This is a genomic window from Croceimicrobium hydrocarbonivorans, assembly GCF_014524565.1.
GTDB lineage: Bacteria > Bacteroidota > Bacteroidia > Flavobacteriales > Schleiferiaceae > Croceimicrobium > Croceimicrobium hydrocarbonivorans.
On sequence record NZ_CP060139.1, the window covers coordinates 647,472 to 666,975 of the forward strand.

Consider the following 19,504-nt stretch of genomic DNA (forward strand, 5'->3'; position numbering starts at 1 on the left):
TTAGGGCTCTTGCACTTGCTCTTCAATCAAGCGCTTTTGATAGAAGAATGCAGGGATCAGAAGCATCATTAGTACCGGATTCATTACCAGTCGATGTAAATGCCCGATTAATGAACTGAAGCCAACAGGCTGAGATAGATACAGCCATAAATAAATAGGAACCAGGATAAACAAACCAAACATCAGCACAAAAAGTGCAAAGCGAACATAGCGTCCTTGCGGAAAGAGTGCACTGATAAGAGCCATGGCAAAAAGGTCGTTCAAAAGGTATCGGATTACCTTATTAACGGAAAAGACCCTGGGATCGACTTCAATAAAATCACTGCTATAGTTCAATTCCTGTGGAGCCTTGCCTTGAAATAAATGGTAGAAATCCAGATAATGCTGAAAGAAATAAACCAGGAATAATCCTAAACAACCTACCAACAGGAGTAAAAGTCTTTTTGGACTTCTCAGGATCTGCCTAAGCATCTTTCTCCGATTTTTTGGCGAGGCTTCGGCTCTTACCATTCCAATGCATGACCCAGAAATACCATAGAATCAATATGGCCAGGTATAATACAGCCGTAAAGCCATACTTATGAAAGAAGTGAAATCCCTTTCCATCAAAATCCACATTCAGCACGCTCAGTAGCATAAGACGCCCCAAATTGGCAAAGTGAATAAAGAGCAATCCGGCTGGGATAAACAAAAGTGTATTCAAAAACTTTCCGCCAAAGCCAATCACAAAAGCGACGAAGAGTATCATGATGTTAATACCATTACAACCTTCTTCCACTGAAATGGCATAGGTTCTATCCAGCCAAAGGCTATCATAGGTTTGTTCGGCATTCTCTTCCCGTGCTAGGTGGTCGTTCTGCACCACTTCTGAATCATATCCAAACATTCCTGCTGTTCCGGCACATTGATAGGTAACCCAGCGGGTAATAGGGTCAAGCTTTTCCTGAAGATCGTAATTGGATATATAATAGCCGTACAAGCCACTGCCCACCAGGTAAATACTGATAAACTTGATCAGAAATAAAATGGTAGGTTTAAATTCCTTCCACATCAGAGATCGTAATAGGAATTATACAAATCAGTTCTTAAACCAAAGATAAATAACAAGCTCTGCCCTTCCAGCATCGGTGAAACCGTATTTCCCAGTTCGGTTTCGAAACTGCGAAACCTAAAACCCGTTTCAAGCTTTAATCCACTGGCTGGATTTACCACATAAGCTACCCTGAAATTGAGGAAAAAGTAATCGCCTTTTGCACCTTGTGCAATCTGATTCCCTTCATCCTGCATGCGGCTTTCATAGCTCTGGTAAACATCCGAACCCCAGTTCTCACCCTTTGGGTCATTGCCTCGTATGCCATAGCTAAGATGTAGTTCCCCTTCCCAGCGAGCCTTCTTGTAAATATTTTGAAATACCAGCTCATGAAAATTCGCCCCCCAAGGATGCGCCAATGGGCTACCATAATGGGCATAATTAGTGAGTACTACCCGATGTGAATAGGTATAAGGTCTGGCAGCATTGTACTCCAGCCTTTGAAAAAGTCCCTTTACTCCCCAGGCATCGTAGTCCTTAAATCCGAGTTGCCAACCGTATTTATTCACCCAACTACCTTCACCAGCGGTTATGGAAGACAGTTGAAATTCATCCAGAATAAATTGACCGTAGATCATTCGGGCCTTATTGAACTTATAGGAAGTCTGCAATCCCATTAGAGCATTTCCACCACGGGAACCCACGGCAAACTCAACTGGGCGATAAAAAACGATGGGGTTAAAAAAACTGGCATCTAATCCTTGCAGCTGATTGGTATCCCCGTATACGATCGATTCAAACAGACCTAAATTCCAACGATCATTAATTGCGATACTCAGTAAATGGCTGCTCAAGTACTTTTTAGCCAGGATGCCTTCATTGACCTGGGCTTCCTTTCGGGTATCGTACAATTGAGCCCAGAGGTTTACATACTTAAACTTCCAAACATTAGTCTCAATTCTAAAAAAGGGATAGCTAAAACTGGCATCCGACAATAGCATGGATCGATATCCTTCACCAAAGAAGTTACGTCCCTGACCTGCCGTAAAGGTGAAATACTTATTGGCTTGATAGGATAACTCCCCGGTGAAAAAACTATAATCATAGCCCCCTGCCCCAAAAGGACGAGTTAAAGATCCTTGTCCAGGTATCACCCTTCTCAATTGAGCATAGTTCGAGATGTAAGTAGGAAAACGTGCCTGATTTTCTAAGAAAGTGGAATAGAAACTGAACTTCTGACCTATTCGACCTTCGAGTATAAAACCACGGGTATTGATGAAACGATAATCAGCATTCTCCTCATAGCCGTATTGGAAATTTACTAAGGGATCTATACTGAAGGAATAATCTTGATCACTAACGGTGATGAGCCTTTCCTGCCATAGCTTTCGATGCCACCAGCCCTTTTCAGTCCGAACCTTTTTAAGCTCATTGGAAATTCCCAATTGAAGTCGGTTAAAAGGGCGAATGCCGGTATGAAAAACAGAATCTTGCGCATACAAGCGACTATCTTCTGTTAAGTGATTAAAATTATTAAGATGACGAAACTGATATTGTGCTGAGAGTAGACCAGGAAAGGCCAATACTAATAGCAGCCTAAGGGCTAATCTCATTTTAAAGCGGTCTTGAGGTCAAGACTTTCGAATACTGAGTTTTTACTGATGTATTCTGGAACCACTGATTTTAAAGCCCGAACCAATTCCAGATTATCACTGCCTTGATGCGCAGCTCCCAAACGATCTAAGGCAAGAAGCAACTGTGAATAATTCAAGGTTTGCGTCTGGGCAATCATGATCTTCTTATGGTGGGTAGGTAAGGTATTTTCTTTACCAGTAAGAAGCTCTTCGTATAACTTCTCTCCAGGCCTTAAACCCACTTCTACAATTTCGATGTCTTTACCCAAATCCAATCCCGAAAGCTTCACCATTTTCTTGGCGAGATCATAAATCTTTACGGATTCGCCCATATCAAATACAAATATCTCACCTCCACGGCCCATGCAACCTGCTTCTAAAACCAGATTACAGGCCTCAGGAATAGTCATGAAATAACGGGTAATCTCTCTGTGTGTAACTGTAATAGGACCTCCTTTTGCAATCTGACGGCGGAATACCGGAATAACCGAACCATTAGATCCCAATACATTCCCAAAGCGAGTAGTGATAAACTGTGTTCCTTTACCTTCTACCTTCTTTCCTAAACTTTGGGTATACAGTTCTGCAGTTCGCTTAGTAGCACCCATTACATTAGTAGGGTTTACCGCTTTATCGGTACTTACCATCACGAATTTCTCCGCATTGAACTCAACGGCCAGATCAGCCACGTTCTTGGTACCTAAAACATTAACCCCAACCGCTTCATAAGGATTGTCCTCCATAAGAGGTACATGCTTATAGGCAGCAGCATGAAATACAATATTGGGTTTAAACACATCAAAGATTCTGCGCATCCGGCTAAAATCTCGCACATCGCCAATTACACAATTCGCTATATCTGCGAAATTTTTGAATTTACCTTTCAGCTCCAGTTCCAGTTCATATAAAGCAGACTCCGCCTGATCTAAAAGAACTACTTGCTCAGGTTGGTAATGTAAACACTGACGTACAATTTCGCTACCGATAGATCCAGCCGCTCCCGTTACAAGGATTCTTTTACCTCGTAATTCACGGCTAATATTTTCGCTATCCAGTACAATCGGATCACGTTCTAATAGATCCTCAATACGAACTGGCTTAATCTGCTTAGTACTTAGTTCCCCTTGAATCCAACTACTAACTGGCGGTACTACCTTCACCTGCAAGTTTTGTTGCAAGCACTGATCTACAATTTGATTGCGGCGAGCATTGGGAAGTGCTGATTGAATAGAGATAATCACCTGATCTACCAGGTTTTTCTCTAAATGACCTATAGAGAAAGCCTTTTCATTGGAAATAATTGGAATTCCCTCAATCGACTTACCCACCTTACTGGGATTATCATCAATGAAATTCACAATCTGGTATTCCCGACTGGTATCGTGGAATAAAGTATTCTTGGTAATTATACCTGATGCTCCGGCCCCATAGATCATTACCCGAGTAGCCTTAACCTCATGAGAGGTTTGAAAGCGTGCATAGAGTAATTTGACTAAAAATCGTGTTCCAATCAGAATCACCACATTCAATAAAAAGTGGATTAACAAAATGGAATTAGATACCGCTAAAAAATCGCTAAAGGGCTGAAAGAAATTAAGACTTAAGGTGGAGAGGGCTCCGAGTATAATTACTGCAATAAAGGAACCTTTGAAAATATTCCAAGCATCACTAACCCCCGTATGGCGAATTACACCAATATGGGATCGAGCTATTGCAAATCCGATTAGATACGCACAGGCAATTACGGGAATCTTATCACCGATGATTCCCTTGGGAATATCGAGATACTCAAAGTTGAAACGGAGAATGACAGAGGCAACATAGGTACCAATGACAATAAATAAATCGAAGACAAGAACTATCCATCTGGAGAGAAACCGATCCGAATTCCGTAGGATAAACTTCCTAATCATAGGCTTGGCCGTTAATTTCTAATCTCCTTTCCCCTAACCGAGGTCAAAGGTAGGAAAAAAAATAAGCTTCTCCTTGGTTCCACGCTTGATTCAGAATATTTCACACTAATACAATCCATAGCTCTGAAAACTTAAAACAAGCTTAACTGCGGCTTATTTAGTAGTCAATATTAGACTACTCCAAGGTTTAGGTTTTGCCAGCAAAATTACTAATCAATTGACTAAAATGTGGTCTTTATTTTCAAGTTCTACTTCAAAAAAGTACTGACTTAAAATCGACTTATAACTATAGCCTCTTTTGCTCATTTCAATAGCTCCGTCTTGCGAAAGACCAACCCCATGACCAAAACCCTTGCCTTTTAATAGCACATCTTCTCCGTCTAATTCAACTGTGAAATAAGTTGAACGAAGCTTAAAATCATGTCTAACAGTGGTAAGCTTTAGACTCTTTCCTTTGTATGTGAAGTTCTTTTGTCTTTCCTTTTGTTCAAAGTTCAATAAGGCCTTTTGCAATTCTGCATCATTCTTAACGCCAAACATCCTCGCGAAATAGGAAAAGAAACGCTGCGAATTAATTCTTTTCTCCCATGAATAAGATCCAACCCCAATGCTGAAACTGTCGATTTTCGACTTTAACTCGGGCACTGGCTTTAGCCATACATCTTCTGAGTTTACCGTCATCCCACCGCTGTTCGCATGAAAAACACTAAGGACCAAACTGCAATCTTTGTTCACCAATATCGTATCATGAGTCGCAGCAACTGCTTTAAGAATTAAATCCCGATGGGTATAATGAGCCTTAGAAAAGTACACTTGCGAACTCACATCATCCTTTAGATTATAGCCTTCGGCTTCATGCTTACCCAGGTTACGTAGAGCAAAAGTCCGTGCTAAAACCGCCTGTGCTTTAAAGAATTCCAATTCTGGAACATGGCCCGCTTCACTTTCTACCACTCCAGCAACGTAATGCTCCAGGTTAACGATGTTAACGATCTGCATTTGCCCACCGCGAACCAAGGCCCGTACGCCACCAAAATAGCTGCGGTTGCGCTTATTAGCGGTAATTCTGAATTGATGCAAGCTATCTACTCCTTCGAAATACAGACCTTCAAACTCACCTAAGCTTTCATCGCCAAGCTTTAATTGCAGCCTTTTGCCTTTTACTGAAACCACAAAGGTGCGTGAAGGATCCTTAGGGTAAATATCATAGATCGTATCCAAAACCGATCCATCCGAATGCAAAGCCAACAATTTAAATTTGGCACTATCCGGGGTTATCAGAAAGCGTTGAATCGCCTGATCAGAATACAGTCTAACTTTTAAATCTAATGCTTCAGCCTTCGTGAAAGCCAGCATTAGAAGTACCCACACTAAAAACCTATGCACTCGCATACTCTATTACTTCCTCCGCGGCTCTCTCTGAAGCCCCAGCTCCCCCGAGCTTTTCCTTTAGTTCCTTATAATCCGCCAAAATTGCCGAGCGGCTATCTTCCTTCAAACAATTCTGCAATTCAGCCTTTAGACGATCTTCCCTAAAATCATGCTGAATTAATTCAGTAACCACTTCCCGATTCATCACCAGATTTACCAATGAGATATAATCAATCTTCACCAGGCGCTTGGCAATCTCATAACTAATGCGTGATCCTTTATAACATACCACCTCCGGCACTTCAAACAAAGCGGTTTCCAAAGTAGCCGTTCCAGATGTCACCAAAGCAGCATCGGCGATTTCCAGAATTTCATAGGTCTTTCCGAAAATGATCGGCAGATTCTTGCGAGCACTCACCTCTTCATAAAAAGCTAAATCCTGAGAAGGAGCACCTGCTACAACCCAGTTAAGCCCCATGGACTCTACCGTCTTGATCATTAAAGGAAGCATGGCTCGAATTTCCTGCTTACGACTGCCCGGCAATAAGGCTATCAATGGAGATTCGCCTAATCCCAGGCTTGCTCTTCTTTCAGCCGGATTAAAGTCCGGACGATTCTGAATAGCATCTAATAATGGATGTCCCACAAAGGAAACCTCCATATCAAAACGCTGGTAAAATTCCTTTTCGAAGGGTAAGATGGTCAACATTAAGCCTACATCTCGCTTAATCTTATGAACCCTACTTTGCTTCCAGGCCCAAATTTGAGGAGAAATATAGTAGACCACCTTTATGCCTTTCTGCCTGGCATATTCAGCAATTCGCATATTGAAGCCCGGATAATCGATGAGGATCAAAACATCCGGATTATAGCTATCAATATCCGCTTTACAAAAGCTAAGATTTCGCAAAATGGTGCGAAGGTTCATCAACACTTCCACAAAGCCCATAAAGGCCAAATCACGATAGTGCTTAACTAAATGAGCGCCCTGGGCCTCCATAAGGTCTCCACCCCAAGCACGAATTTCTGCCTGCGGATCCTTCTTATTTAAGGCTTTGATTAAATTACTTCCATGGAGATCGCCACTGGCCTCCCCTGCAATGATATAGTACTTCAAGTAGAGCTCAATTTGGACCCAAAATTACGGATCTGTTTTACTGACTTTCAAAGGGTTCAGAAAACTTTACAACAAGAATCTGTAGATAAACACCGCAGCTAAGAGCAGCATGGTGGCACTTATTAAACCACGACCAAAATCCTCATTTTCAAAACGAAGCGCTACAAAAAACAAGGCAGCATTGGGCAACATGGTGATGGTCATCAATTGCATATTTAAATGCTTAACCTCACTAAAATCAAATCGCTGAATCGCCATAAGTTCGGGTCGGAACTGAGCGATCAAATACATACTTAAAAGAGGTACCAGCAAACCCGTTATAAAGCCGGCAATCAGAGTCCCTTTAGATTTCATACTACTAAAACGTGTTTTTCGGAGACTAGTATTAAAGCTCCCAGGAGACTAATCGATTTAAATGCTCATGCGCGGTTAAATCACTTTTAACCGGCACCACGCTGATATAGTAATCAGCCAGGGCTTGCTCATCATGATCTTTGGCCGCATCATAATTCACAAACTTTCCAGTTAGCCAATAATAATTACGATCGCGAGGATCTTTGCGCGAATCAAATTCTTCTTCCCAATTACCGCGCGACTGACGGGTCATCTTAATTCCCTTATAAGGCTCCCCCGTAAATTTTGGGATATTCACATTCAAGACCACATCTTGAGGTAAGCCTTCCGCTAAAACCTTAGCCGCAATTTTCTTGATATAAGGTAAGGCCGGTTTAAAATCGGCATCCCAGGCAAAGTCGCACAGTGAAAAGCCAATCGAAGGAATTCCTTCCAGGCAACCTTCCATGGCGGCCGACATGGTTCCGCTATATATAACATTGATGGAGGCATTACTACCATGGTTTATTCCACTTACCACCAAATCAGGTTTACGATCTAAAACCACATTCACTGCCAACTTGACGCAGTCTACCGGTGTACCGCTGCAGCTGTATTCACTTTGCGGACCTTCATCAATTCGAATTGGATCACAGCGTAAAATACCCGTAATAGTTATTGCATGCCCCATTCCACTTTGAGGACTATCCGGTGCTACCACCACTACATCCCCCAATTCATTCATCACCTTAATCAAATTGCGAATACCGGGGGCCGTAATTCCATCGTCATTACAAACCAGAATCAAGGGTTTTTCTGCCATTTCTTCAAATTATACCCAAAGCTATTACTATTCATTAAACCGGGCATAGGCTTTGCACATTAAGCTCTTATAAATTGAACTAAAATGTACTGGATAATAATTATTGGCTTCATGTTCATCGGCTTTCTAGTGCAGAACCGCCTGAGAGCTAAATTTCAGAAATACAGCCAAATCAGCTTGCACAATGGCCTAAGTGGTAGAGAAATCGCAGAGCAAATGTTACATGATCATGGCATCTACGATGTTCAGGTAATCTCCACGCCTGGTCAATTAACCGACCACTACAACCCCAAGAACAAAACGGTAAACTTAAGTGACTGGGTTTTCGATCAACGCTCGGTAGCTGCAGCAGCAGTTGCAGCCCATGAGGTTGGCCATGCCGTTCAACATGCTAAAGCATATAGCTGGTTAAGTTTCCGTTCTGCCATGGTTCCTATTGTAAGTTTCAGCTCCCGGATTATGCAATACATTTTTATTGCTATGCTCTTGGGAGCCTTTGTTGTTAACATGTTCCCTTTCGAATATGTTATCTATACTATGATTGCCTTGCAAGCCACCATCACCCTATTTAGTGTGGTAACCCTACCGGTAGAATACGATGCCAGCAATCGAGCCCTGGCTTGGATGCAACAAAAAGGTATAACTGGTCATGGAGAACATGCCATGGCTAAAGATGCACTAAACTCTGCCGCCAATACCTATGTGGTGGGAGCCTTAGCTTCTATTACGCAATTGGCCTACTACCTCTCCTTTTTAGGAGGCGGCGATGATTAAGTTTTATTATTTCTATTTATGAGCCATCCTACGGGGTGGCTTTTTTTTTGGGCGGCATGCGGGCTATCCACTCCAAATCCTCGGTCTGGTGCTAGCATCCGCAAGGTCTTGCGGGGCCTTAGTCCCTGCGGCTCCTCATCCTGCGGCTGCATCAGCCCCAGTCCTGCGGGTTTTCCGTTTCTATCCCGGCCGCGGAAATCATCTTTTTCAACTAAAATTTTAGTTTCAACTATATTTTTAGTTTATTTGTATCAAATTGCTAGCATGACTTTAAAAGAATTAACTAAAGCTGAAGAAGAAATCATGCATTTCTTATGGCAACTCGAAGCCGCCAGCGTAAAAGAAATCATTGCCGAAATGGATATACCCAAACCTGCCGTCAATACTGTTTCTACCATCGTGCGCATTTTGGAGCAAAAAGGCTTTGTAGACCATCGCCCCCTAGGCAGAGGCTATCAATATTTTCCTCTTATCAGTAAAGAGGAATATCAAAAGTTCTCCATGAATAAACTCATGAAGTCCTATTTCGGCGGAAGCCTCAGTAAAATGGTGAGCTTCTTTGTAGAAAAGGAAAAGCTAGACAGCAATGAACTGGATGATATTCTCAAGATCATTGAGAAAAATCGCAAGCAATCATGATACTCAGCATTCTATATTATTTGCTCTTCAGCGGTCTTTTTTACTTGCTCTATCGACTGCTTTTTGCCCGTCTAAGCTTCCATCGGTTGAATCGCATTCTATTACTGCTTCTCCCCTTAACTGCCCTGTCGATCGCCTTAATTGCTCCAAAATTTAGTTTAAGCCTCAGTCCAGAAAGCCTACCCGTTTGGCAATTGCCCGAAATCCAAATTGAAGGCCAAAGAATTAACCTTCAAGAAGCAGCGCAGCGCCAAATCCCTTCTACCTGGACCCTCATTTATTTATTAGGCATCAGCTTATCGCTCATCTATTTTGCATCGGGCCTATTCCAATTACGGCGCATCTTAAAAGCCTCTGAAGTACAGGATAGGGAGTCCTACAAACTGTATTGGACTTCGGCTATCTCTTCAGCCTTTTGCTTTGGTCCATATATCTTCCTACCGCTCTCCTTCAAGGACCGAGAGGATTTAGCCTTGATTATCGAACATGAAATCCGTCATCAAAAAATGGCGCATGTTTGGGACCGTCTCTATTATAAAGTCTTAAATACCCTATTGTGGTTCGATCCCTTTCTACATGCCATGGCCCGAGAACTGCGCCAGGTACATGAGTACGAAGTGGATGCCGACCTTATTCAAAATCAAAATATTGAAGATTATGCGCATACGCTGCTCCGCAGCACCCTGGGTGCCGACCTTAAATTTCCGGAAAAGGCCCTCGCTCCCAGTCCTTTTTTTAATTCATCCTTAATTAAATCCCGAATTACCATGATGTATTCAAATCAAAGTCAGCCCTGGCGTAAAGCTTTATACACCCTAGTTCTCCCATTGGCCATTAGCATGAGTCTTTTCGCTTGTAATAAAACTGATGACTCCAATGCAGCGGTAGTCACCAAAGTAGAAGAAAAGAGTTTAGACCTAGCCGAGGTTGATGAACTGCCTATTGCAGGAAACTGTAGTGAAGCCTCCAGTGCTGAAGATCGCAAAGCCTGCGTTTTTCAAACCATTTCTGAGCATATCATTAACAACTTCACTTATCCAGAATTGGCCAAATCCGAAGGCTTAGAAGGTAAAATCTTTGTAGCCTTTGTTATTGAGAAAAATGGTAGCATCAACGAAGTAGAAATTGTGCGTAGCCTAAGTACCAGTTCCGAAGCGGAAGAAAGCGCTCGAGAACAAGCTGAAACGCAAGCCAAATCATTGATTGCAAGCATTCCAAGCTTTACCGCCCCGGCTAAAAAAAATCAGGAAGCGGTACGTTTAAAAATGATCATTCCAATTCAACTGAAATTGAAATGAACTGGATGTCTTAACATCTTACAATCAAAAAAGCCCGACCTAATGGTCGGGCTTTTTAATTCTATTCCTATTTCGTTTAATCCGATTTAGGCTTGTCCTTGAGGTCCTCCAAAATTCATGGGAAAGGTCTGTGATTCCATATCACGAATTTCTCCGTGTTGGGCTTCGTAGCGAGCGATATTATCGCCAAGGGCGCGTAATAATCGCTTTGCGTGCTGGGGAGTTAAAACTACCCGCGACTTCACTTTTGCCTTAGGCACACCAGGCATAACCCGGATAAAGTCCACTACAAATTCACTGGGTGAGTGATTAATGATCGCCAGATTGGAATACTGTCCTTCCGCAATCTCCTCACTCAATTCCACATTAATTTGCCCTTCCTGGGCTTGGGCTTGCATTGAAGCCTTATTAGAATCCTCAGCCATGATTTAAACTTTTTCTTCTACGTTCAAATCCTGGATGGACTTCAATTTCTCATACTCTTCTTTAGAGCCTACGATAATACGCTCGTACTCCTTCATACCGGTACCGGCAGGAATCTTATGACCTACGATCACATTTTCCTTCAGACCTTCAAGGAAGTCACGCTTACCGTTCACTGCAGCTTCGTTCAGCACCTTAGTGGTTTCCTGGAAGGAAGCAGCAGAGATAAAGCTCTTCGTTTGTAGAGATGCACGGGTAATACCTTGCAATACGGGTTTAGCGGTAGCTGGATTAGCATCACGCGCTTCTACCAATTGCTTGTCGGCACGACGCAATAATGAGTTTTCATCACGTAAACGACGAGCAGTAATAATCTGACCTGCTTGTAAGGTATCAGATTCACCTGCATCCACTACTACCTTCTTATCGAAGATCCAGTCGTTTTGCTCAATAAAGTCATTCTTGTGTACCAGGCTTTTCTCTAAGAACAGGGTATCACCTGGATCTTGGATATCTACCTTACGCATCATCTGACGAACGATAGTTTCGAAGTGCTTATCGTTAATCTTCACACCCTGTAAGCGGTATACCTCTTGAATTTCATTCACCAAGTATTCCTGTACACGATTTGGTCCTTGGATAGCGAGGATATCCGCTGGAGTAATAGCCCCTTCTGAAAGTGGCATACCTGCACGAACATAATCATTCTCCTGTACCAGAATCTGCTTACTTAAGTTGATCAGATACTTCTTCAATTCACCGGTACGGCTCTCTACGATAATCTCGCGGTTACCACGCTTAATCTTACCATAAGATACCACACCATCGATTTCAGATACAACTGCAGGGTTAGATGGGTTACGTGCTTCAAATAATTCGGTTACACGTGGCAGACCACCGGTAATATCACCTGCTTTCGCAGATTTACGTGGAATCTTAACCAGTGTTTTACCCGATTTAATGCTATCGCCATCTTCCACAATAATGTGGGCTCCTACAGGTAGGGTATAATGCTTCAACTCATTTCCTTCTTTGTCAAGAATGGCAATGGTTGGAATCATTTTCTTGTTACGAGTTTCTGAGATTACTTTCTCCATGAAACCTGTTTGCTCGTCAATCTCTACTCGATAAGTAAAGCCTTGCTCAATGTCAGCAAACTTAATGGTACCCGAAATTTCGGAGATAATAACCGCGTTAAATGGATCCCATTGGCATACCACATCGCCCTTATTAATTTTATCTCCATCTTGTCTGTGCAAGAATGAACCGTAAGGCACATTGCTTGTCATCAAGTTGATACCGGTCTTATTGTCTACCAAGCGGAATTCACCAGTACGACCAATTACGATATCCACAGGGTTTCCTTCGTTATCCTCACCTTTTACAGTACGAACATCTTCCAGAACTACAGTACCATCAAATTTGGCTTTGATCGAAGATTCTTCCGAAACGTTACCCGCGGTACCCCCTACGTGGAAAGTACGCAGTGTAAGCTGTGTTCCTGGTTCTCCAATCGACTGTGCAGCAATTACACCTACAGCCTCACCCATTTGAACTTTCTTACCAGTCGCTAAGTTTCTACCATAACATTTGGCACAAATACCGCGCTTGCTCTCACAAGTAAGTGCAGAACGTACTTCTACCATTTGGATTGGAGATTCCTCAATACGACGAGCTTCATCTTCCGAAATCATAGCTCCAGACTTCACATACACTTCGTTGGTGATCGGATCAACCACATCATGTAAAGAAGTACGACCGATAATACGATCGAATAATGGTTCTACAACCTCTTCGTTTTTCTTAAGAGCAGTTACTTCTAATCCACGTAAGGTATCGCAATCCTCTTCGGTGATAATCACATCCTGAGCTACGTCTACCAAACGACGAGTTAAGTAACCTGCATCCGCAGTTTTCAATGCGGTATCCGCCAAACCTTTACGGGCACCGTGAGTAGAGATAAAGTACTCGAGAATTGACAAACCTTCTTTAAAGTTCGCAATAATCGGGTTCTCGATAATCTCACCACCTGAGGAACCAGATTTCTGAGGTTTAGCCATCAGACCACGCATACCGGAAAGCTGACGAATCTGCTCTTTAGATCCCCGTGCTCCGGAGTCGAGCATCATGTAGATTGGGTTAAAACCTTGACGATCCGAAGACAGGTAGTGCATGGCACGCTCGGTAAGACGAGCATTGGTGTTGGTCCATACGTCAATTACCTGGTTGTAACGTTCGTTGTTGGTAATAAGACCCATATTATAAGATCCTAAGATCTCTTCAATCTGAGACTCTGCATTGCTTACCAGCTCGTCTTTCTCTTGTGGGATAATGATATCACCTAAGGAGAAGGATAAACCACCACGGAATGCAGTCATAAACCCAAGTTGCTTGATATTATCCAGGAAGTCTGCAGTGGTAGGCACGTCAGTTGCTTTCAGGATATCGGAAATAATTCCGCGTAAAGCTTTCTTGGTTAATACTTCGTTGATATAACCTACATTCTCAGGTACCACCTTATTAAAGAGGATACGACCGAAAGAGGTCTCAATCACTTTGTATTTCAATTCGCCGTCCTCTTCTACGCGAGCACGAACACGAACTTTAGCGTTCAATTCTACACGACCTTCGTTGAAAGCGATTTCCGCTTCTTCAGCCGAGTAGAAAGTTAGACCTTCACCTTTTACAGTAAGGGTCTCATCACTTACACGCATCTTGGTCATGTAGTACAGACCCAAAACCATGTCCTGAGAAGGTACAGTAATCGGAGATCCGTTTGCTGGGTTCAAGATGTTGTGAGAAGCCAACATTAACATTTGTGCTTCTAAAACAGCCGCTGAACCTAAAGGTAAGTGAACCGCCATCTGGTCACCATCGAAATCCGCGTTAAATGCGGTACAGGCTAATGGGTGTAATTGAATAGCCTTACCCTCAATCATCTTAGGCTGGAAAGCCTGAATACCTAAACGGTGAAGAGTTGGGGCCCGGTTTAATAATACCGGATGACCTTTCATTACGTTCTCCAAAATATCCCATACAACTGGCTCGCGCTTGTCGATGATCTTCTTGGCCGATTTTACGGTTTTTACAATACCGCGCTCAATCAGCTTACGAACGATAAATGGCTTATACAGTTCTGCGGCCATATCTTTTGGAAGACCACATTCATGCAATTTCATTTCAGGACCTACAACGATAACCGAACGAGCGGAGTAATCCACACGCTTACCGAGTAAGTTCTGACGGAAACGACCTTGCTTACCTTTCAATGAATCAGAAAGAGATTTCAAGGCACGGTTGTTATCCGTTTTAACTGCAGATGCCTTACGAGTGTTATCGAAAAGTGAATCTACAGCTTCCTGCAACATCCGTTTCTCGTTGCGAAGAATCACCTCAGGAGCTTTAATCTCCATTAAGCGCTTCAAACGGTTGTTACGGATAATTACCCGACGGTATAAATCGTTCAAGTCAGAAGTAGCGAAACGACCACCATCCAAAGGAACTAATGGACGTAATTCGGGTGGAATTACCGGAACTACTTTCACTACCATCCACTCCGGACGGTTCTCGATACGGGTATTGGCATCACGGAAAGCTTCTACAACAACCAGACGTTTTAAAGCTTCTTGCTTACGTTGCTGAGAAGTTTCAGTATTGGCTTTATTCCGCAATTGGTATGAAAGTGAATCCAAATCCAAACGACTTAATAAGTCGATCAAGGCTTCACCACCCATTTTGGCGATGAATTTATTGGGGTCGCTTTCTTCTAAATATTGGTTTTCTACCGGAAGGCGCTCCAATGCATCCAGGTATTCCTCTTCAGTAAGGAATTCCATGTAAGTCATGGGGCTACCATCTTCCTTAGTAGCGTTACCAGCTTGGATAACTACATAACGCTCGTAGTAGATGATCATCTCCAACTTCTTGGTAGGCAAGCCGAGGAGATAACCAATTTTATTAGGTAATGATTTGAAGTACCAGATATGAGCTACTGGTACTACCAAGTTGATGTGACCTACGCGCTCGCGACGTACCTTTTTCTCGGTAACTTCCACACCGCAACGATCACAAACGATTCCTTTATATCGAATACGCTTGTACTTTCCACAGGCACACTCATAATCTTTTACTGGACCGAAAATACGCTCACAGAAAAGACCATCGCGCTCTGGTTTGTGCGTACGATAGTTAATGGTTTCAGGTTTGAGCACCTCCCCGAAAGAACGCTCCAACAAGTACTCGGGCGAAGCCAAGCTGATGGTAATGCTCTTAAAGGCGGAGTTGAATGTGCTTTTATCGTTTTTCCTCAATGACATCTTCCAGGAATTAAATTCGTACTAATTAATCGAGGGTAACTTTCAGTCCCAATCCATTCAGTTCATGCAACAATACGTTGAAAGACTCCGGAATTCCGGGCTCTGGCATTGCATCACCACGAACGATGGTTTCGTAAGTCTTGGCACGTCCAACAACGTCGTCCGACTTAACAGTTAGGATCTCGCGCAGGATATTGGAAGCACCGAAGGCCTCAAGTGCCCAAACCTCCATTTCTCCGAAACGCTGACCTCCAAACTGAGCTTTACCACCCAATGGCTGTTGTGTAATGAGGGAGTAAGGTCCAATAGAACGAGCGTGCATTTTGTCGTCGATCATGTGACCTAATTTGATCATATAGATCACCCCTACGGTAGCCGCCTGGTGGAAACGCTCTCCGGTACCACCATCATACAGGTGGGTATGTCCGAAGCGTGGAACTCCAGCCTCATCAGTGTATTTATTGATCTCGTCTAAGCTGGCACCATCGAAAATCGGAGTAGCAAATTTGCGACCCAAGCGTTTTCCGGCCCATCCTAATACGGTCTCATAAATCTGACCGATGTTCATCCGTGAAGGTACACCCAATGGATTCAGTACGATATCTACCGGAGTACCGTCTTCGAGGAATGGCATATCCTCTTGACGTACAATACGTGCTACAATACCTTTGTTACCGTGACGACCTGCCATCTTATCACCTACTTTCAGCTTACGCTTTTTAGCGATATAAACTTTGGCCATTTTCACAATACCTGAAGGTAATTCGTCTCCCACGCTAATGGTAAACTTCTGACGCTTGTAAGCACCCAGGTAATCGTTGTACTTAATTTTAAAGTTGTGCAACAAGGTTGCGATCAACTCATTTTTATCAGTATCGGTAGTCCAAACTCCACCAGTCACACGAGTATAATCATCGATTCCGTTTAGAATCTTCTGAGTAAACTTGGTTCCTTTTGGAATTACTACTTCATTCAGATCGTTTTCAACACCCTGACTGGTTTTACCAGCAACCAGGATTGAAAGTTTTTCGAGGAATTTCTGACGCAGTACTTCAACTTGCATGTTGAATTCCTGATCTAATTTCTCGATCTCTTCTTTGTCTTGTAAACGAGTCTTTTTGTCTTTACGAGCTAAGGCAAAGAGCTTCTTGTCAATCACCACACCATTCAATGAAGGTGAAGCTTTCAAAGAGGCATCCTTAACATCACCGGCTTTATCACCGAAGATTGCACGTAATAATTTCTCTTCTGGAGTAGGATCAGATTCACCTTTAGGCGTAATCTTACCAATCAGAATATCGCCAGGCTTCACTTCAGCCCCGATGCGGATTAAACCGTTTTCATCAAGATCTTTAGTAGCTTCCTCACTTACGTTAGGAATATCGGCGGTTAGTTCTTCTACTCCCAATTTGGTATCACGAACATCTAGAGTGTATTCGTCGATATGCAAAGAGGTGAAGACATCATCGCGGGCAACGCGCTCTGAAATTACAATCGCATCCTCAAAGTTGTAACCTTTCCAAGGCATGAAGGCTACCAACATATTACGTCCAAGTGCTAATTCACCGCTTTCGGTAGCATAACCCTCACATAATACCTGGCCTTCTGATACCCGCTCACCTTTCTTAACGATCGGTTGGATATTGATACAAGTACTTTGGTTTGTCTTACGGAATTTTACCAGGTTGTAAGTTTTGAAGTCATCTTCAAAGCTCACCAGGCGCTCTTCTTCCGTACGATCGTAATTGATAATAATCTTTTGAGCATCTACATACTCTACTACACCGTCGCCTTCAGCATTAACAAGAACACGGCTATCACGAGCCACGCGCTTCTCAAGACCGGTTCCTACGATAGGAGCCTCGGGACGAAGTAATGGAACAGCCTGACGCATCATGTTTGATCCCATCAAGGCACGGTTCGCATCATCATGCTCCAAGAAAGGAATCAAAGAAGCGGAAATGGAGGCAATCTGGTTAGGAGCCACGTCCATATAATCCACTTTCTCAGGCTCTACCAAAGGATAGTCAGCTTCATCACGAACCTTAACTCGGTCGTTCACAAACTCACCGCTGTCCTTAACAGGTGCATTGGCCTGAGCAATTACCTTCTGTTCTTCTTCTTCAGCACTTAAGTAAATAGGATCCTGAGCGAAATCAATCTTACCTTCTTTAACTTCACGGTAAGGAGTTTCCAAGAAGCCCATTTTGTTCACCTTGGCGTAAACCGACATAGAAGAAATCAAACCAATGTTTGGTCCTTCCGGAGTTTCAATCGGACACAAACGACCATAGTGGGTGTAGTGTACGTCTCGAACCTCAAAACCGGCACGCTCACGAGAAAGACCACCAGGTCCTAATGCAGAAAGACGACGCTTGTGCGTAACCTCTGCCAGAGGGTTGGTTTGGTCCATGAACTGAGACAACTGGTTGGTACCGAAGAAAGAGTTGATTACTGAAGAAAGAGTCTTCGCGTTAATCAAATCGATCGGAGTAAATACCTCATTGTCACGAACGTTCATCCGTTCTTTAATAGTACGAGCCATACGAGCAAGACCTACACCAAACTGGTTAGACATTTGCTCACCTACGGTACGTACACGACGGTTACTCAAGTGATCGATATCATCAATTTCTGCTTTAGAGTTGATCAATTCGATCAAGTATTTTACAATACTGAGAATATCTTCTTTAGTTAATACCTGAACATCGCTTTCGATTTCCAGACCTAACTTCTTATTAATTCGGTAACGCCCTACTTCACCTAAGCTATAACGTTGCTCAGAGAAGAAGAGCTTATCGATAATACCACGGGCAGTTTCCTCGTCTGGCGGCTCCGCATTCCGCAGTTGACGATAGATGTGCTCCACTGCTTCTTTCTCAGAGTTAGTGGGGTCCTTTTGTAAGGTATTATGGATAATAGCATATTCTGAAGCTTCGATGTCCTCTTTGTGCAGAAGGATAGTTTGCACATCAGCATCGAGAATTTCTTCGATATGCTCTTTTTCAAGGATGGTATCACGATCGAGTACAACTTCGTTACGCTCGATAGAAACTACTTCACCTGTATCTTCATCTACGAAATCCTCAATCCAGGTTTTAAGCACACGAGCCGCCAATTTGCGACCAGCCACTTTCTTCAAACCTGTTTTGGTAACCTTAACTTCTTCAGCAAGGTCGAAGATTTCAAGAATATCTTTATCACGCTCGTAGCCAATTGCACGCAAGAGGGTAGTAAGCGGTAATTTCTTTTTACGATCAATGTAGGCATACATCACCGAGTTGATATCGGTGGCGAATTCGATCCATGATCCTTTGAAAGGAATTACACGAGCCGAATATAATTTGGTACCATTAGCATGATAGCTTTGACCAAAGAATACGCCAGGAGAACGGTGTAACTGAGAAACAATAACTCGCTCTGCACCATTCACAACGAAGGTACCACGAGGGGTCATATAAGGGATTGTTCCTAAGTAAACGTCCTGCACGATAGTTTCGAAATCCTCGTGCTCAGGATCTGTACAGTACAGTTTCAGACGAGCCTTCAGTGGAACACTGAAAGTAAGTCCGCGCTCTATACACTCTTCTTCAGAGTAGCGGGGAGGATCGATAAAGTAATCGATAAACTCCAGTACGAATTGATTACGCGAGTCGGTAATCGGAAAATTTTCAGAAAAGGTTCGGAATAAACCTTCATCAGCTCGATCGGCCGCCTTGGTTTCCAACTGGAAGAAGTCTTTAAAAGACTGAATCTGAATAGCCAGAAAATCGGGGTAATCGAAATGATTCTTGATGGATGCAAAATTGACTCTTTCCATTCCTATTGCGGGT

Annotated in this window: 14 protein-coding genes; 3 read left to right on the forward strand and 11 right to left on the reverse strand. The window is 43.0% G+C overall.

The annotated features are described in order from the left end of the window. The 8 genes from H4K34_RS02930 to surE form a co-directional block, all read right to left on the reverse strand. On the reverse strand, window positions 1-471 hold the full coding sequence (locus tag H4K34_RS02930; RefSeq protein ID WP_210759342.1) for an exosortase F system-associated membrane protein: 471 nt from the start codon (window positions 469-471) through the stop codon (window positions 1-3). Continuing rightward, window positions 464-1,051 (reverse strand): exosortase family protein XrtF, encoded by a 588-nt coding sequence (gene xrtF / locus H4K34_RS02935; RefSeq protein ID WP_210759343.1) that lies wholly within the window; start codon window positions 1,049-1,051, stop codon window positions 464-466. Before xrtF ends, H4K34_RS02930 begins: the two co-directional genes overlap by 8 nt. Next, complete coding sequence (locus H4K34_RS02940) at window positions 1,051-2,643, reverse strand: hypothetical protein (protein ID WP_210759344.1); 1,593 nt, start codon at window positions 2,641-2,643, stop codon at window positions 1,051-1,053. Before H4K34_RS02940 ends, xrtF begins: the two co-directional genes overlap by 1 nt. After that, window positions 2,640-4,577: a polysaccharide biosynthesis protein gene (locus tag H4K34_RS02945; protein ID WP_210759345.1), complete on the reverse strand. Its 1,938-nt coding sequence runs from the start codon at window positions 4,575-4,577 to the stop codon at window positions 2,640-2,642. The genes H4K34_RS02940 and H4K34_RS02945 overlap by 4 nt, the downstream gene beginning before the upstream one ends. Before the next feature lie 213 nt (window positions 4,578-4,790). After that, window positions 4,791-5,933 carry a SpoIID/LytB domain-containing protein gene (locus tag H4K34_RS02950; protein WP_210759346.1) on the reverse strand — a complete coding sequence of 381 codons (1,143 nt, stop codon included), beginning with the start codon at window positions 5,931-5,933 and terminating at the stop codon, window positions 4,791-4,793. Window positions 5,934-5,955: 22 nt separating this feature from the next. Continuing rightward, window positions 5,956-7,065: a lipid-A-disaccharide synthase gene (gene lpxB, locus H4K34_RS02955; RefSeq protein WP_210759347.1), complete on the reverse strand. Its 1,110-nt coding sequence runs from the start codon at window positions 7,063-7,065 to the stop codon at window positions 5,956-5,958. Between the two features lie 66 nt (window positions 7,066-7,131). After that, complete coding sequence (locus H4K34_RS02960; RefSeq protein ID WP_210759348.1) at window positions 7,132-7,419, reverse strand: hypothetical protein; 288 nt, start codon at window positions 7,417-7,419, stop codon at window positions 7,132-7,134. A 31-nt stretch (window positions 7,420-7,450) separates the two neighbouring features. Next, complete coding sequence (gene surE, locus H4K34_RS02965; RefSeq protein WP_210759349.1) at window positions 7,451-8,221, reverse strand: 5'/3'-nucleotidase SurE; 771 nt, start codon at window positions 8,219-8,221, stop codon at window positions 7,451-7,453. A gap of 84 nt (window positions 8,222-8,305) precedes the next feature. On the opposite strand from surE, the gene H4K34_RS02970 reads away from it, so the two are divergent. From H4K34_RS02970 to H4K34_RS02980, 3 genes are all read left to right on the forward strand, one after another. Continuing rightward, the gene (locus tag H4K34_RS02970) at window positions 8,306-8,995 is read left to right on the forward strand and encodes a zinc metallopeptidase (protein ID WP_210759350.1); all 690 of its coding nucleotides are present in this window, start codon (window positions 8,306-8,308) and stop codon (window positions 8,993-8,995) included. Window positions 8,996-9,259: 264 nt separating this feature from the next. Next, entirely contained in the window at window positions 9,260-9,634 is a 375-nt protein-coding gene (locus tag H4K34_RS02975; protein WP_210759351.1) for a BlaI/MecI/CopY family transcriptional regulator, read from the forward strand. Beyond that, on the forward strand, window positions 9,631-10,932 hold the full coding sequence (locus tag H4K34_RS02980) for a M56 family metallopeptidase (RefSeq protein ID WP_210759352.1): 1,302 nt from the start codon (window positions 9,631-9,633) through the stop codon (window positions 10,930-10,932). Before H4K34_RS02975 ends, H4K34_RS02980 begins: the two co-directional genes overlap by 4 nt. Window positions 10,933-11,018: 86 nt before the next feature. Here the strand turns inward: H4K34_RS02980 and H4K34_RS02985 are convergent, their stop codons facing one another. From H4K34_RS02985 to rpoB, 3 genes are read right to left on the reverse strand one after another with little or no spacing between them, the layout of a single operon-like run. Further along, entirely contained in the window at window positions 11,019-11,357 is a 339-nt protein-coding gene (locus tag H4K34_RS02985) for a DUF3467 domain-containing protein (protein WP_210759353.1), read from the reverse strand. A 3-nt stretch (window positions 11,358-11,360) separates the two neighbouring features. After that, on the reverse strand, window positions 11,361-15,671 hold the full coding sequence (gene rpoC, locus H4K34_RS02990; protein WP_210759354.1) for a DNA-directed RNA polymerase subunit beta': 4,311 nt from the start codon (window positions 15,669-15,671) through the stop codon (window positions 11,361-11,363). 25 nt (window positions 15,672-15,696) lie between these two features. Beyond that, window positions 15,697-19,491 (reverse strand): DNA-directed RNA polymerase subunit beta, encoded by a 3,795-nt coding sequence (gene rpoB, locus H4K34_RS02995; protein WP_210759355.1) that lies wholly within the window; start codon window positions 19,489-19,491, stop codon window positions 15,697-15,699. Window positions 19,492-19,504: the final 13 nt, after the last annotated feature.